General features: G+C 63.7%; 7 protein-coding genes. 5 read left to right on the forward strand and 2 right to left on the reverse strand.

The genetic code is table 11. From position 1 onward, the window contains the following. The first annotated feature begins 203 nt into the window (after positions 1 to 203). Entirely contained in the window at positions 204 to 5,111 is a 4,908-nt protein-coding gene (locus D3879_RS08600; RefSeq protein ID WP_119953650.1) for an alpha-2-macroglobulin family protein, read from the forward strand. Positions 5,112 to 5,374: 263 nt separating this feature from the next. On the opposite strand, the gene D3879_RS08605 is transcribed toward D3879_RS08600, so the two are convergent. After that, positions 5,375 to 5,668: a hypothetical protein gene (locus tag D3879_RS08605; protein WP_119953652.1), complete on the reverse strand. Its 294-nt coding sequence runs from the start codon at positions 5,666 to 5,668 to the stop codon at positions 5,375 to 5,377. A gap of 509 nt (positions 5,669 to 6,177) precedes the next feature. Here D3879_RS08605 and pbpC point away from each other — a divergent pair. Both pbpC and D3879_RS08620 read left to right on the forward strand, forming a co-directional pair. After that, positions 6,178 to 8,556 carry a peptidoglycan glycosyltransferase PbpC gene (gene pbpC / locus D3879_RS08615; RefSeq protein WP_119953657.1) on the forward strand — a complete coding sequence of 793 codons (2,379 nt, stop codon included), beginning with the start codon at positions 6,178 to 6,180 and terminating at the stop codon, positions 8,554 to 8,556. Between the two features lie 296 nt (positions 8,557 to 8,852). After that, complete coding sequence (locus D3879_RS08620) at positions 8,853 to 10,619, forward strand: ABC transporter ATP-binding protein/permease (protein WP_119953659.1); 1,767 nt, start codon at positions 8,853 to 8,855, stop codon at positions 10,617 to 10,619. Here D3879_RS08620 and D3879_RS08625 read toward each other — a convergent pair. Continuing rightward, a complete protein-coding gene (locus D3879_RS08625) occupies positions 10,605 to 11,732 on the reverse strand; it encodes a glycoside hydrolase family 5 protein (RefSeq protein WP_119953661.1) in 1,128 nt (375 codons plus the stop codon). The genes D3879_RS08620 and D3879_RS08625 overlap by 15 nt on opposite strands. A 441-nt stretch (positions 11,733 to 12,173) precedes the next feature. Here D3879_RS08625 and D3879_RS08630 point away from each other — a divergent pair, with 441 nt between their 5' ends. Beyond that, a complete protein-coding gene (locus D3879_RS08630) occupies positions 12,174 to 13,319 on the forward strand; it encodes an MlaE family ABC transporter permease (protein WP_119953663.1) in 1,146 nt (381 codons plus the stop codon). After that, positions 13,316 to 14,122 (forward strand): ABC transporter ATP-binding protein, encoded by an 807-nt coding sequence (locus D3879_RS08635; RefSeq protein WP_119953665.1) that lies wholly within the window; start codon positions 13,316 to 13,318, stop codon positions 14,120 to 14,122. The genes D3879_RS08630 and D3879_RS08635 overlap by 4 nt, the downstream gene beginning before the upstream one ends. The last annotated feature ends 1 nt before the right edge of the window (position 14,123 follow it).

Genomic DNA, 14,123 nt, shown 5'->3' on the forward strand with positions numbered 1-14,123 from the left:
TCCGTCTGTAGGAGCGGATTTATCCGCGAACGAAAACGACTCGGTGTTGCCCCATCGCGAATAAATTCGCTCCTACAATCAGGGCGAAACCAGTGGCGTATGGATAACGCTTTTCTTATCCACCTGTGCTCTTTCCCCGGCATCAGCAGTGCCGCTCGGCTATAGTTCTCGGCTTCTGTTTCCCCGAAATGTCGGAGCACTAAATGCCGAAGAAAGGATTGCTTCTGGCGCTTGTCCTGAGCCTGCTCAGTGCTTGTGATTCCTCCACCCCCGAGCAGCCCGCCGCGACCTCGGCGCCGCCCGAAAGCCAACAGGCTAAGCCAAGGCCGGAGGTGGATCTACCTACCTTGGCCAAGCGCTACGCCGGTCGCGAGCTAACGGTGGTGGACGTCTCCGAAGTCCAGTTGGACGGCGCCAGCGCGCTGTCGGTGAGCTTCGGCGTGCCGCTCGATCCCGAGCAGAAGTTCGCCGACAAACTGCACCTGGTCGACAGCAAAAACGGCAAGGTCGACGGCGCCTGGGAGCTTTCCGACAACCTCATGGAGCTGCGCCTGCGCCATCTGGAACCGAGGCGCAAACTGGTGCTGACGGTGGACGCCGGCCTGCGCGCGGTGAACGATGCCACGCTGGCCGAGGACTTCATCAGCCAGCTGGAAACCCGCGACCTGGAGGCCAGCATCGGCTTCGCCAGCCGTGGTTCGCTGTTGCCGACCCGCCTGGCCGAAGGCCTGCCGGTGATCACCCTGAACGTCGACAAGGTCAACGTCGAGTTCTTCCGCATCAAACCGCAAGCCCTGCCGGCCTTTCTCAGCCAGTGGGGGCGCGGCACCAGCCTGGGCACCTGGGAGGCTCGCGAGTTATTGCCGATGGCGGATCTGGTCTATGGCGGCCGCTTCGATCTGAACCCCGCGCGCAACACCCGCGAAACGCTACTGCTGCCGATTGCCGGGCTGCAGCCGTTCAAGCAACCCGGCGTCTACCTGGCGGTGATGCGCGGCGCCGGCACCTACACCTATTCGCAGCCCGCCACGCTGTTCACCCTCAGCGATATCGGCCTGTCGGCGCACCGCTATCAGGATCGTCTGGACGTCTTCACCCAGGCCCTGGAAGGCGGCAAAGCGCTGGACAGCGTCGAGCTGGAACTGCTCGATGGCTCCGGCCGCGTGCTCGCCACGGGCAAGACCGATGGCGCCGGCCATGCCGAGCTGCCGCTGGCGCCCAAGGCCGAAGTACTGCTGGCCCGCCAGGGTGAGCAGACCAGCCTGCTCCGGCTAAACGCTGCGGCGCTGGACCTGGCCGAGTTCGATATCGCCGGGCCGCAAGCACACCCGCTGCAATTTTTCGTGTTCGGCCCGCGGGATCTCTACCGCCCCGGTGAAACCGTGCTGCTCAATGCCTTGCTCCGAGATGCCGATGGCCGCGCGGTGAAAACCCAGCCGGTGAGCGTCGAGGTGCGCCGCCCGGACGAACAAGTCAGTCGCAAATTCGTCTGGGAGGCGGACGCTTCCGGCCTCTATCGATACCAGCTGCAACTCGCTGGTGAAGCACCGACCGGGCGCTGGCAACTGCTGTTCGACCTCGGCGACGGCAAGCCGCAGCTGTATGAATTCCTGGTCGAAGACTTCTTGCCAGAGCGCCTGGCCCTGGAACTGAAGGGCAGTGATACGCCGTTCGCGCCAGCGGACAACGCCCAGTTCAGCGTTAATGGCCGTTACCTCTACGGCGCGCCAGCGGCGGGTAATCGCTTGAGCGGGCAACTGTATGTGCGCCCGCTGCGCGAAGCGGTTGCGGCGCTGCCGGGTTACCAGTTCGGTTCGGTGACTGAAGAGGAGCTGAGCCAGGATATCGAGTTGGACGAAACCGTCCTGGACGCCGATGGCGAAACCACCCTGGATATCCAAAGCAAGTGGGCCGATGCCAAGTCGCCGCTGAAGTTGATCCTCCAGGCCAGCCTGCAAGAATCCGGTGGGCGGCCGATCACCCGGCGCATCGTTCAGCCGGTCTGGCCGGCCGAACGCCTGCCGGGACTGCGGGGGTTGTTCGAGGGTGAAGAGATCGACGCCGATGGGCTGGCCGAATTCGAATTGTTGGTGGCCGACCCGGCCGGTAACAAGCTGGCTGCCGATAGCCTCAAGGTGCGCTTGATTCGCGAGCGTCGCGACTATTACTGGAACTACTCCGAGAACGACGGCTGGAGCTACCACTACAACGAGAAGTACCTGAACCTCAGTGAAGAAACACTCAGCGTGCGGGCCGGCGGCACCGCCAAGGTCAGCTTCCCGGTCGAGTGGGGCCCCTATCGCGTCGAGGTGGAAGATCCGCAAACCGGTATCGTCAGCAGCCTGCGCTTCTGGGCCGGCTACCGCTGGCAAGACAACACCGAAGGCGGCGCGGTGCGCCCCGACCAGGTCAAGCTGGCGCTGGACAAGCCCGCCTATGTCGACGGCGACACGGCCAAAGTCACGGTCACGCCGCCGTCGGCCGGCAAGGGGTATTTGCTGGTCGAGTCGAGCAATGGGCCGCTCTGGTGGCAGGAAATCGAAGTGCCGGCCGAAGGTAAAAGCTTCGACATCCCCATCGCCAAAGACTGGGCGCGGCATGATCTGTATGTCAGCGCCCTGATCATTCGCCCCGGCGAGCGCAAAGCCAATGTCACACCCAAACGTGCGGTCGGCCTGCTGCATCTACCGCTGGAGCGTGCACCGCGCAAGCTGGCGCTGACGTTGACGGCGCCGGAGAAAATGCGGCCCAAGCAGCCGTTGACGGTCAAAGTGCAGGCGAAGAATGCCGATGGCAGCGTGCCGAAACAGGTGCAAGTGCTGGTCGCGGCGGTGGATGTCGGCATCCTCAACATCACCGAATACCCGACACCGGACCCGTACTCCAGCTTGTTCGGGCGCAAGGCTTACGGCGTTGACCAGCTGGATATCTATGGTCAGCTGATCGAGGCCGGCCAGGGCCGTTTGGCCAGCCTGGCCTTCGGCGGTGACGCGGCATTGGCCAAGGGCGGCAAACGCCCGGACACCAGCATCACCATCGTCGCCTTGCAAAGCCAGCCGCTGAACTTGAACGAACAGGGCGAAGGTGAAGTCAGCCTGGATATCCCCGAGTTCAACGGCGAGCTGCGGCTAATGGCGCAAGCCTGGACGGATGAACGCTACGGCATGGCCGAGGGCAAAACGGTGGTGGCGGCGCCGCTGATCGCCGAGCTGTCGGCGCCGCGCTTCCTCGCCGGTGGCGATGAAACCACGCTGGCACTGGACCTGAGCAACCTCACCGATAAAACCCAGCAACTGGACGTGCAACTGAGCGCCGCAGGTCAACTGGACTTGGCGCAAAGCGCCGGCGGGCAAGTGGCGCCTGTGCAATTGGGCAAAGGCCAACGCATCACCCTACGCATTCCGGTGCGGGCCCTGGGTGGTTACGGACAGGGTCGTTTCAAGGTAACGGTGCAGGGTTTGGACCTACCGGGTGAAAACCTGCCGCCGTTTACCCGCGAGTGGACGCTGGGCATTCGTCCGGCTTACCCGGCGTTGCTCAAACACTTCCGTGCGGTGCTCAAAGGCGAAACCTGGAGCCTGCCGGACGGTGCGCTCGATGCCTACGAGCCGGCCAGTCGTGAGGGGCTGTTGGCGCTCTCGAGTCGCCCGCCGCTGAACCTCGGCGAGCAGATTCGCGCGCTCAAGGCCTATCCCTATGGTTGCCTGGAACAAACTACCAGTGGCCTGTACCCGTCGTTGTACGCCGACGCCGCCAGCCTCAAACGCCTCGGCCTGATTGGCGAGCCGGATGAACAGCGGCGCAAATCGATCGAACTGGGCATCGAACGCCTGCTCGGGATGCAGCGCTATAACGGCAGCTTCGGTCTGTGGGGGGCCGACGGCGATGAGGAATATTGGCTGACCGCTTACGTCACCGACTTCCTCCTGCGGGCCCGCGAGCAAGGTTTCGCCGTGCCGCCAGAGGCGCTGAAAAAGGCCAGCGAGCGGCTGTTGCGTTACTTGCAGGAGCGTAGCCTGATCGAGGTCAGCTATAGCGAAAACGCCGATCACACCCGCTTCGCCGTGCAAGCTTACGCCGGTTATGTGCTGGCGCGCAGCCAACAGGCGCCGCTGGGGGCTTTGCGCACGCTGTTTGAACGACGCGCCGACGCCTTGTCCGGCCTGCCGTTGGTACAGCTGGCGGTAGCCCTCAAGCAGATGGGCGACCAGCCGCGCGCCGACGACGCCCTGGCGGCGGGCTTGATGCGTGCGCGGAAAGCCGATGACTGGCTGGCGGACTACGGCAGCCCGCTGCGTGATCAGGCGCTGATCCTGGCCCTGCTGGAGGAGAACGACCTGGCGGCGAACAGCCGCGAGGAAAGGCTGTTCGCCCTAGCGGATGAGCTGGCGGCAAATCAGTACCTCTCGACCCAGGAACGCAACTCGCTCTACCTGGCGGGCCGCGGCTTGCTGAGCAAGCCTGAACGCGACTGGACGGCAGAGTTGAGCACGGCTGGGGTGGTGCGCGAGTTGAGCACCGCCCAACCGGCGCTGAAGCTGGAGGGTGCGGGGCTGGCCGCGCCGCTGACGTTGCGCAACGGTGGCAGCGAGCCGCTCTACCAGCGACTTACACTCTCCGGTTATCCGTTGGCCGCACCGGCTGCCGGTGGCGAGAATCTCAGCATCCGCCGCGAGTACTTAGGCATGGATGGCGAGCCGCTGGATCTGGCGGCGCTGGAGAGTGGCGAACTGGTGTTGGTGCATCTCGCCGTGGAAGCCAAGCAGCGCGTGCCGGATGCCCTGGTGGTAGACCTGCTGCCAGCCGGCCTGGAGCTGGAAAACCAGAACCTTGCCCAGAGCGCCGCCAGCCTGGCCGACGCCAGCAGTGCGGTGAAGGAATGGCAGCAGTCCATGCAGAACGCCAACCTGAAACACCAGGAGTTCCGTGACGACCGTTATGTCGCCGCGCTGGATGTGGGCGAATATGGCACTACCCACCTGCTCTACCTGGCCCGCGCCGTGACCCCCGGCCGCTACCGCGTGCCGCCGCCGCAAGTGGAGTCGATGTACCGTCCGAACTGGCAGGCACTCGGTGAAACCCCGGCAACTCTGGTGATAAAGGGCCGATAAGCCTGGTTGATTATTGATGGTTCCCACGCTCCCGCGTGGGAACCCCGCCTCGGACGCTCTGCGTCCGCTGTTGGCAGACGCGGAGCGTCTTGGGCTGCATTCCCACGCGGAGCGTGGGAACGATCAAAGGACAGTCAGCTAATTGATGGTTCCCACGCTCCCGCGTGGGAACCCCGCCTCGGACGCTCTGCGTCCGCTGTTGGCAGATGCGGAGCGTCTTGGGCTGCATTCCCACGCGGAGCGTGGGAACGATCCAAGGGCGATCAGCTGATGATCAAGCTCAGCAACCACAGCCCGAGCAGCAACATAAGCGTGCCCACGAGGAACGAGCGGCGGATGAAGGCGCGCCCGGCGTTGAACACCAGGAGGAGTCCGAGCACCAACGCGACAATGCTGAGCAGCGATGGTGTGATGCCCAGTGCGCGCGATAGGCCATTGATAAACTGGCTGCCGGCGTTGCCAATCAGGTGCAGAAAGCCACTCAGTCCTTCGACGATAAAACGGATCACGGCGCCAAGTGCTTGGCCGAGCCAATCGAAAAAGCCTTCTACCTGCATGCTGAATTCCTGGGTGGTGAGTGTTGTGGGCGTGCTGCGGATCGGTGCCGGCGCTGCAGTTTAGGCAGGGCTCTGGTGTCATAAATTCTGCCGCCCGTGGCGCTGCTCGAAGGCATTGCGCGCTAGCCGATCAGGCGGACGGAGCTCGCGACGCCGTAAGGTAACCGAACAGTGTGCGGCGCACTCGTTGTTCCAGGTGCGTGGCAGCGTTTTCCTCACGCTCGCCTGCCGCAGCGACCAGACCTTTGCTCATGACCAGCAGGTCGCCGGCGATGCCGCCCTAGGCGGCCAAGGCACCGTGCATCTGTGCATCTGTGCATCGGCGCGGTCGCGCAGGGCGACCCGTTCAAGTCGAATCGGGTCGGCGCCGCGCGCGTTACGGGTGCCAATGGGCAGGCGGCCTTCTGCAACATCCAGCCCCCGCGCCAGGGCCGGGCGGCGCATTGGGTGTTCGGCCGCGGCGCGCTCCCTTATGCTGTCCGCCGTGCTCCGTCGGACAGCAACCTTTGATGCCGGTTATCCCGCCTTTTCTCCACGTTTTCCATGCACGCTTGGCCAGGCTTTGGTCCTGGCTGCGGCGGCCCTGGATTGCTACGCCTTTGCTTCTGGTGGTGCTGCTTTGGTCGGCAGATAGGCTGTTCCCGCTGCAGTTGCCCGGCGATGACCTGGCCCGTGTGGTGTTGGCCGAAGACGGCACGCCCCTCTGGCGTTTTGCCGATGCCGAGGGTGTTTGGCGTTACCCGATCACACCCGAGGAAGTTTCGCCTTATTACCTGGAGGCGCTGCTGACCTACGAGGACCGCTGGTTCTATCAGCACCCGGGGGTTAATCCGCTGGCGTTGTTGCGTGCGGCTTGGCAGAACCTCAGCGGTGGGCGCGTGTTGTCGGGCGGCAGTACGTTGTCGATGCAGGTCGCGCGGCTGCTCGATCCGCATTCGCGAACCTTTGCCGGCAAACTGCGTCAGCTGTGGCGCACCGCGCAGTTGGAATGGCACCTGTCGAAAACGCAAATCCTCACCCTCTACCTCAATCGCGCGCCCTTCGGTGGCACGCTTCAAGGTGTTGCGGCAGCCAGTTGGGCTTACCTCGGCAAGCCGCCGTCGCAGCTGAGCCGTGGTGAAGCGGCCTTGCTCGCGGTGTTGCCACAGGCGCCCAGCCGCCTGCGCCCGGATCGGCACCCCGAGCGTGCGCAGGCGGCGCGCGATAAAGTGCTCAAGCGTGTCGCCGAGTTCGAGGTGTGGCCAAAGCTGGCGGTCAGGGAGGCCCTGGAAGAGCCGGTGCTGCTGGCTCCTCGCCAGGAACCACGCCTGGCGCCGTTGCTGGCGCGGCGGCTGAATAAAGCGGATAGCCCACCCTTGATTCGCACCACCCTCGATGCCGCCTTGCAGCGGCGCTTGGAAGATTTGTTGCTTGGCTGGCGCGCGCGCCTGCCGGAGCACACCTCGGCGGCGATTCTGGTGGTCGAGCACGAGAGCATGGCGGTGCGCGCCTATTTGGGGTCGGTGGATATCGGCGATCAGCGCCGCTTCGGTCATGTCGATATGGTCAGCGCCCAACGCTCGCCCGGTTCGACGCTGAAACCCTTTCTCTACGGCATGGCCCTGGACGCCGGGTTGATCCACTCCGAATCGCTGTTACAGGACGTACCGCGGCGTTACGGCGACTACCGCCCTGGCAACTTCTCCAGCGGCTTTACCGGCGCGGTGTCGGCCAGCGAGGCGTTGGCCACTTCGCTCAACTTGCCAGCAGTACAGTTGCTCGAAGCCTACGGGCCGAAGCGCTTTGCCGGCGAATTGCGCGGCGCCGGCGTGCCTCTGGCGCTGCCGCCGTTGGCCGAGCCGAATCTGGCGTTGATCCTGGGGGGCGCCGGTAGTCGTCTGGATGAGTTGGTCACGGGCTACAGCGCCTTCGCCCGCGCCGGCAAAACCGCGCGGCTGCGCTTTCAACCCGAGGACGGCTTGAGCGAGCGGCGCCTGCTGTCACCTGGTGCAGCCTGGATCGTCCGACGGATTCTCAGTGGCCAGGCCCGCCCGGATCGCGACCCGCGCGCGCAACTGGTACAGCGGCCGGTGCTGGCCTGGAAGACCGGCACCAGTTACGGCTTTCGCGATGCCTGGGCGATTGGCGTCGGTCCGCGCTATTTGATCGGTATCTGGATCGGTCGTCCGGACGGCACCCCAGTGCCCGGTCAATTCGGCCTGGCCTCGGCAGCTCCATTGCTGCTGCAGGTGCACGATCTACTGGTCAACCGCGACAGCCAGCGCGGCATCGCGGCGCCCGTGGACGTGGTGCCGCAGAGCATCGGTGTGGCGGCGATCTGTTGGCCACTCGGCCAGCCGCTGCTCAAGGGCGATCCGAATTGCCGATGCCAGCGTTTCGCCTGGACGCTCGACGGCACTACGCCGCCGACCTTGCAGGCCGAGGATCAGCCGCTGGGCTTGGGCCTGCTGCAAAAAGTCTGGCTCAACCCGAAAGGCCTGCGCGTGGACGCCAGTTGCCCCGCTGCCACGCCTCATGAGCTGGCGTTCTGGCCGGCGCCGCTGGAACCCTGGCTGCCGCGTCGCGAACGGCGTGCCGCTCGTCTGCCGGCGCTGGACCCAAGCTGCCCGGCGCAACTGCCGCCGGCAGTGGCACCGCTGTCCATCGTCGGCGTACGCGAAGGCGATAGCCTGCGCCGGCCGGCCGCCAGCGCCGAACCTCTGCGGCTGAAACTCACTGCCTTGGGTGGTGGCGGCCACCGCTGGTGGTTCCTGAACGGCGCACCGCTGGCCGATAGCGCGGCGGAAACTGCAATCAACCAACCCCTCGAGCGCAGCGGCCGTTATCAACTCAGCGTGCTCGACGAGTCCGGGCAAACTGCACGGATCGAGTTCAATGTGCTTGACTGAACCTTATGGCCCCGCTTCGCGCTGGGTTCAACGTGCAGCAAACACCGTCAGCGGCCCGCGTTTGCTTGCACACACCGCCGCTGCGCCCCGCGGCTATATCCCTGGCCGAGAAAGAATAGTTTCGTAGGATGGACAACGGGCTCCCCGGAATTCGCTGAGCAACCTAAGGTTTTCGACCTCGAGCAATAGGGGGTTTGATGATTTCTCTGGCGGTAGATAGTGGTGGTACGCATACCCGTCTGTTGTTGGTGGCGCAATTGTGCCGACCGTCAGCCGCCGCGCGGGGGACCGAGTAAATGGCTGGGCCGGCTGAGCTGCGGCAACCGCCGAGGCCGCGCTGGCTGTTCCTGCGACTGGTCGTGCCGTATTGGAACTCTGCCGGGAAGTGGAAGGTGCGCGGTTTCATCCTGGCACTGCTGCTGCTCACCCTGGCCCAGGTCAGCCTGGTGATCTGGATGAATTACTGGAGTCGCGCGCTCTTCGATGCCCTGGAAGATAGGTCGTTAAGCCGCTTTCTGTTGCAGCTCGGCACCTTCGCGGTGATCCTCCTGCTGACCATTGGCGTTACGGCGCTGCATATGCAGGCCAAGCGCTGGCTACAGCTGGACTGGCGCAGGTGGCTGACGGCAAAGGTCCTCGACCGATGGATGGCGCACGGGCATCACTACCAGTTGCAGCTGACCGAAGGTGAGCATGACAACCCCGATGGACGTATCGCTGAAGATATCCGCGTCGTCACCGAAAGCGCGATCGCCCTGACTCACTCACTGGTCTATTCGCTGCTGATTTTCGGTAGTTTTGTCGACATTCTGCTGGCAGTTACCGGCAGTGCCCACTTACCCGGGACCTCCCTGTTGGTGCCGGGTTACATGGTGATCCTGGCGTTTGCTTACGCCGGCGCCGGCACGTTGTTCGGCATGCTGCTCGGGCGTCCGTTGATCAATGCGACCAACAAGCTACAAACCGCGGAGGCGAATTTCCGCTTTGGGCTGGCGCATTCACGGGAGTGTTCCGAGTCGATTGCGCTGATGCGTGGCGAAGGGGTCGAGCGGCAGAACTCTACGGCTTATTTCGCCGAGTTGGGCCGCCGCTGGTATCGCCAGACCCTCGGCTACCTGGGGATTGTGTCGTTTTCTTCGGGCTACGGTGTGCTGTTGCCGGTATTCCCGATCCTGGTCGTGGCACCCCAGTACATTGCCGGCAGCATGACCCTGGGGGTGTTGATGCAGTCCGCGCAAGCCTTCCAGCAGGTGACCTCGGCACTCTCCTGGCCGATCGATAACCTCGCCGAGCTGGCACGCTGCCGGGCTTCCGCGGATCGGGTGATGAGCCTCTACAACGACCTGCTGCGACTCGAAGAGCAGGTAGCCAAGCCGCAAGAGCATCGCATCAACCTGGTGCAGTCGAACCGGGCCGAGCTGGTGCTGCGCGATCTGTGCATCGCCAACCCAGACGGGCAGATTCTGATCGAGGGTCTCAACACGGTCATCCAGCGTGGCGAGCGGGTGCTGATTGCCGGCGATCCGGCGGTCACCACCAGCCTGTTCAAAGTGCTGGCAGGCTTGTGGCCGTGGGGGCATGGCAAGGTCTGGCTGCCGGCGGGGCAGGCGATCAGTTTTCTGCCGCAGCGGCCATTTCTGCCGTTCAGCAGCTTGCAGTCGGTGCTGAGTTATCCGCTGCCGGCGGATACCTTCGCTGCCAGTGCCATGCAGCAAGCCCTGGAATGCGCTGGGATTGCCTGGCTGGCGTCGCGCCTGGGCGAGGTCGATAACTGGGATCGCGTGTTGCCGCTGCGTGTGCAGCAACGCCTCGGCATTGCCCGGCTGTTCCTGCAGCAGCCGGCCTGGGTGTTCATCGAAGAGGCGACCAATGCCTTTGACCCCAAGGGCGAGGAAAGCATGATGGACATGCTGCACCGCGAACTGCCCAGCGCGACGCTGCTGGCTATCAGTTTTCATACCGGCCTTGAGCCTTACTACCAGCGCAAACTGCTGCTCAATCGCCTGCCGCAAGAGAAGTTCCTCAGCAGCAGCGCGCCGGTCTACGCGCTAAGAGAAACTTGAGGGCAACCAGCCGCGCTGGACGCATTCGCGAAAACACCAGGCCGGCGTGGTTTCGGTTTTATAACTCCAGAAGAACCAGCCCAGGTATTTCTCGAAGGTCAGCAACTGGGCGGCGGCATAGCCACGATACGCGGTGTCTTGCTGGAAGCTGTCCATGCTCTCCAGGGCGTGGTTGAACGGCCCTTCTGCCCAGAGCGAGACCACTTTCAGGTCGAGGCCCAGGCTCCACTCGGCGCAATACGCCGGTATCCCCAGTTGCTCGATGAGCGCATCGGCTTCGGCTTTCCACTGGCCGCTGGCTTTATGCAGGTGCGTGTAGATATCGCTGTCAATGTCACCGCGCTCAAAGCACTGGTAGCGATGGATATCAAACACCACGTTGGCGAATTCCGGCGGCTGCATAAAACCCAGGTACTCCTCGAAGGAGCGGAAGCCGTCATGGAAGACCACGCTGACCCGGTCGGCCTTGCAGTACCGGCGGATGCGCTGGTAGGCGTCGAGGTTGTAGCTCTTCAGGTACTCGGTCGGCACGTCCCAGCGCGGTTCGTTGAGGACCTCGATGGCATGCAGGCTGGGCTGGCCGTGGTAGCGCTCGGCCAGGCGCTCCAGCACCTTCAGCGAGTGCTCGCGGTATTGCGCCTGGGTGTGCCATTCGCAGACATCCTTGATTCCGCCGTTATCGAAGCCGTTCTGGCAGCCGGGGGCGGCATGCAGATCCAGGACAATCTTCAGCTGGAGTTCTTCCGCCCAGGCGAACGCCCGGTCGAGTACCTCGAGCCCGCCTTCGACAAAGGGGTAGCGGCTCTCGCCATAGCTGCGGTGATAGGGGTAATCCGGGCCGAATATCCAGTGGCCGACTGGAATGCGCACGGCATTGATGCCGCGCTCGTGCAGCCAGACAAAGTCCTCGCGGCTGATAAAGCTGTTCCAGTGCTGCTGTAGTTTTGCCGTGGCCTGTGCGCCCATCTCGGCACACCAAGTGGTTTCATCGACGGCCTGCAACCCTTCGAACAGGCTGGGGGTCATCCATTTCTCCAGAACCAGCCAGCCGCCCAGATTCACCCCACGCAATTTCATGCCGGGGTTGGCGTGGACAGGGATTTTTTGCTCCATGACGGCGCTCCTTTAACCAGAAAGGACTGCGGCGAGAGACCGCGACGGCTTAAGCATAGATGGGCCGCCCATGCTGACAACCAACCCTTGAGCGCAGAGGCCGCTATCGGCTAGGCAACACAAGGTTGGCGCTGAACGCAGTGATGCCCAACAAGGAGTCGCTCCGCGACTCCCTTTGCCCGATCTCGCGCTTGGAAGCCCGGCCTTGCAGGCCGGTTGTTGGGCATCGCCTTTGGCTCAGCACCAACCTACGCGCCAACCCACCTCCGCGTGCTCGACAAGTCCGGGCAAACGGTGCGGGTCGAGTTCAGTGTGCTTGACTGAAACGTGTCTGGTGCAGCATCGCGCTAGGCTCCAAATGCAGCGAACACCGCCACCCCAAGCGTTTGCTGAAACACCGTCGTATTTCCTGGCCGAGAAAGAATAGTAAGCTGCCTACCTATGACTACAGTGCCGCAAGCAGGAAGCGCCCGCCTGGAAGCCTCAGCTACCCCGCCGAGTTTGTTTATCTCCGGGGACTGGACCCTGCCGTATTACACCGACCTTGCCCGCGAAGTCGCCGAAATTCGCTCGGGTCTCGACGCTGGTACTCAGGTGGTTCTCGATGGCCTCGGTGCGCTGGATACCGCTGGCGCGGCGCTGTTGGCTGAGCTGCTCGGGGCTGAGCGTTTGCAGAGCCTGGCGAGCAGTGCGCCGGGGCTGGCCGCTGCACGGCGCGCTTTGCTGCATACGGTTGGCAGCGCACTGACGGAATATTGCAAACCGGAAAAGCCCAAACACGGTTCGGTTTTGATCGAATTGCTGGCCCACATTGGCAGTGCGGTCGAAGCCATCTGGCGGCAGATCATTGCGCTGCTGGCCTTTATCGGCCTGACCTTGGAAACCCTGGCGCTCAGTCTGTTCCGGCCGCGTAGCTGGCGGGTTACCTCGCTGGTCGCGAACATTGAGCAGACCGGGCTGGATGCCGTGCCCATCGTTGTGCTGCTGACCTTTCTGGTCGGTGCGGTGGTGGCGTTTCTCGGCGCCACGGTGCTGGCTGAGTTCGGTGCCAGCATTTATACCGTCGATCTGGTGGCCTTCGCCTTTCTCCGTGAATTTGGCGTGCTGCTCACGGCGATCCTGATGGCCGGGCGCACCGCCAGCGCCTTTACCGCGCAGATCGGTTCGATGAAGGCCAACGAGGAAATCGACGCGATCCGCACTCTGGGCCTTAATCCAATCGAGCTGCTGGTACTGCCGCGGGTGCTGGCGATGCTGGTGACGCTGCCGATCCTGACGTTTCTGGCCATGTTCGCGGGGATCATCGGTGGCGCCGTGGTTTGCGTTCTGGCGCTGGATATTTCGCCGGCGATGTTCATGTCGATCCTGCAACGCGATATCGATGTCCGGCATTTCATCGTCGGCTTGGCCAAGGCGCCGGTATTTGCCTTCCTGATTGCGGTAATCGGTTGCCTGGAGGGCTTCAAAGTCAGTGGCAGCGCTAAATCGGTCGGCGACCACACCACCTCCAGCGTGGTGCAGTCGATCTTCGTGGTGATCCTGCTGGACGCCGTCGCTGCGTTGTTCTTCATGGAGATGGGCTGGTGAGCACGAGTCCCGCAGTTGCCCGCGAGGCGATTATCCAAGTGCGCGACCTGAGCAACCGCTTTGGCGCGCAGGCGGTGCATGAGCACCTCGATCTGGATGTCCAGCGCGGCGAGATACTCGGCGTGGTCGGTGGCTCGGGTACCGGCAAGTCGGTGCTGCTGCGCACCATCGTCGGTCTGCGGCGCCCGACTTTCGGCAGCGTGCAGGTGTTCGGTGAGGATTTGTTGAGCCTGTCAATCGGGCGCCGCTCGCAACTGGAGCGCCGCTTCGGCGTGCTGTTCCAGGCCGGCGCGTTGTTTTCCTCGCTGACCGTGACGGAGAACATCGCCCTGCCGCTGATCGAGCATGCCGGGCTCAGCCGCGCCGACGCCGAGCACTTGGCCGGGGTGAAGTTGGCGCTGGTCGGTTTGCCTGCCAGTGCCGCGAATAAATATCCCGACTCGTTGTCCGGTGGCATGGTCAAGCGCGCTGCGCTGGCCCGCGCGTTGGCCCTGGACCCGGAAATTCTGTTTCTCGATGAGCCGACCGCCGGCCTCGATCCGATCAGCGCGGCGGCTTTCGATCAGTTGCTTTTGACCCTGCGCGATGCACTCGGCCTTACGGTTTTTCTCGTGACCCACGACCTCGATACGCTCTACACCATTTGCGACCGGGTCGCGGTGCTCTCACAAAAACGCGTGCTGGTAGTCGGTAGCCTTGAGACGGTGGCGGCCGCTGACGATGCCTGGGTGCACGCCTATTTCCACGGTCCGCGCGGCCGTGCGGCCCAGCAGGCGGGCGAACGTCTGCCGGAGACTCTTTGAT

Source organism: Pseudomonas cavernicola (assembly GCF_003596405.1).
GTDB lineage: Bacteria > Pseudomonadota > Gammaproteobacteria > Pseudomonadales > Pseudomonadaceae > Aquipseudomonas > Aquipseudomonas cavernicola.

Excerpts from the sequence above, each read along its gene's own strand:
- D3879_RS08600 (WP_119953650.1), top strand. The coding sequence starts at position 204 with ATGCCGAAGAAAGGATTGCTTCTGGCGCTTGTCCTGAGCCTGCTCAGT.
- D3879_RS08605 (WP_119953652.1), bottom strand. The coding sequence starts at position 5,668 with ATGCAGGTAGAAGGCTTTTTCGATTGGCTCGGCCAAGCACTTGGCGCC.
- pbpC (WP_119953657.1), top strand. The coding sequence starts at position 6,178 with ATGCCGGTTATCCCGCCTTTTCTCCACGTTTTCCATGCACGCTTGGCC.
- D3879_RS08620 (WP_119953659.1), top strand. The coding sequence starts at position 8,853 with ATGGCTGGGCCGGCTGAGCTGCGGCAACCGCCGAGGCCGCGCTGGCTG.
- D3879_RS08625 (WP_119953661.1), bottom strand. The coding sequence starts at position 11,732 with ATGGAGCAAAAAATCCCTGTCCACGCCAACCCCGGCATGAAATTGCGT.
- D3879_RS08630 (WP_119953663.1), top strand. The coding sequence starts at position 12,174 with ATGACTACAGTGCCGCAAGCAGGAAGCGCCCGCCTGGAAGCCTCAGCT.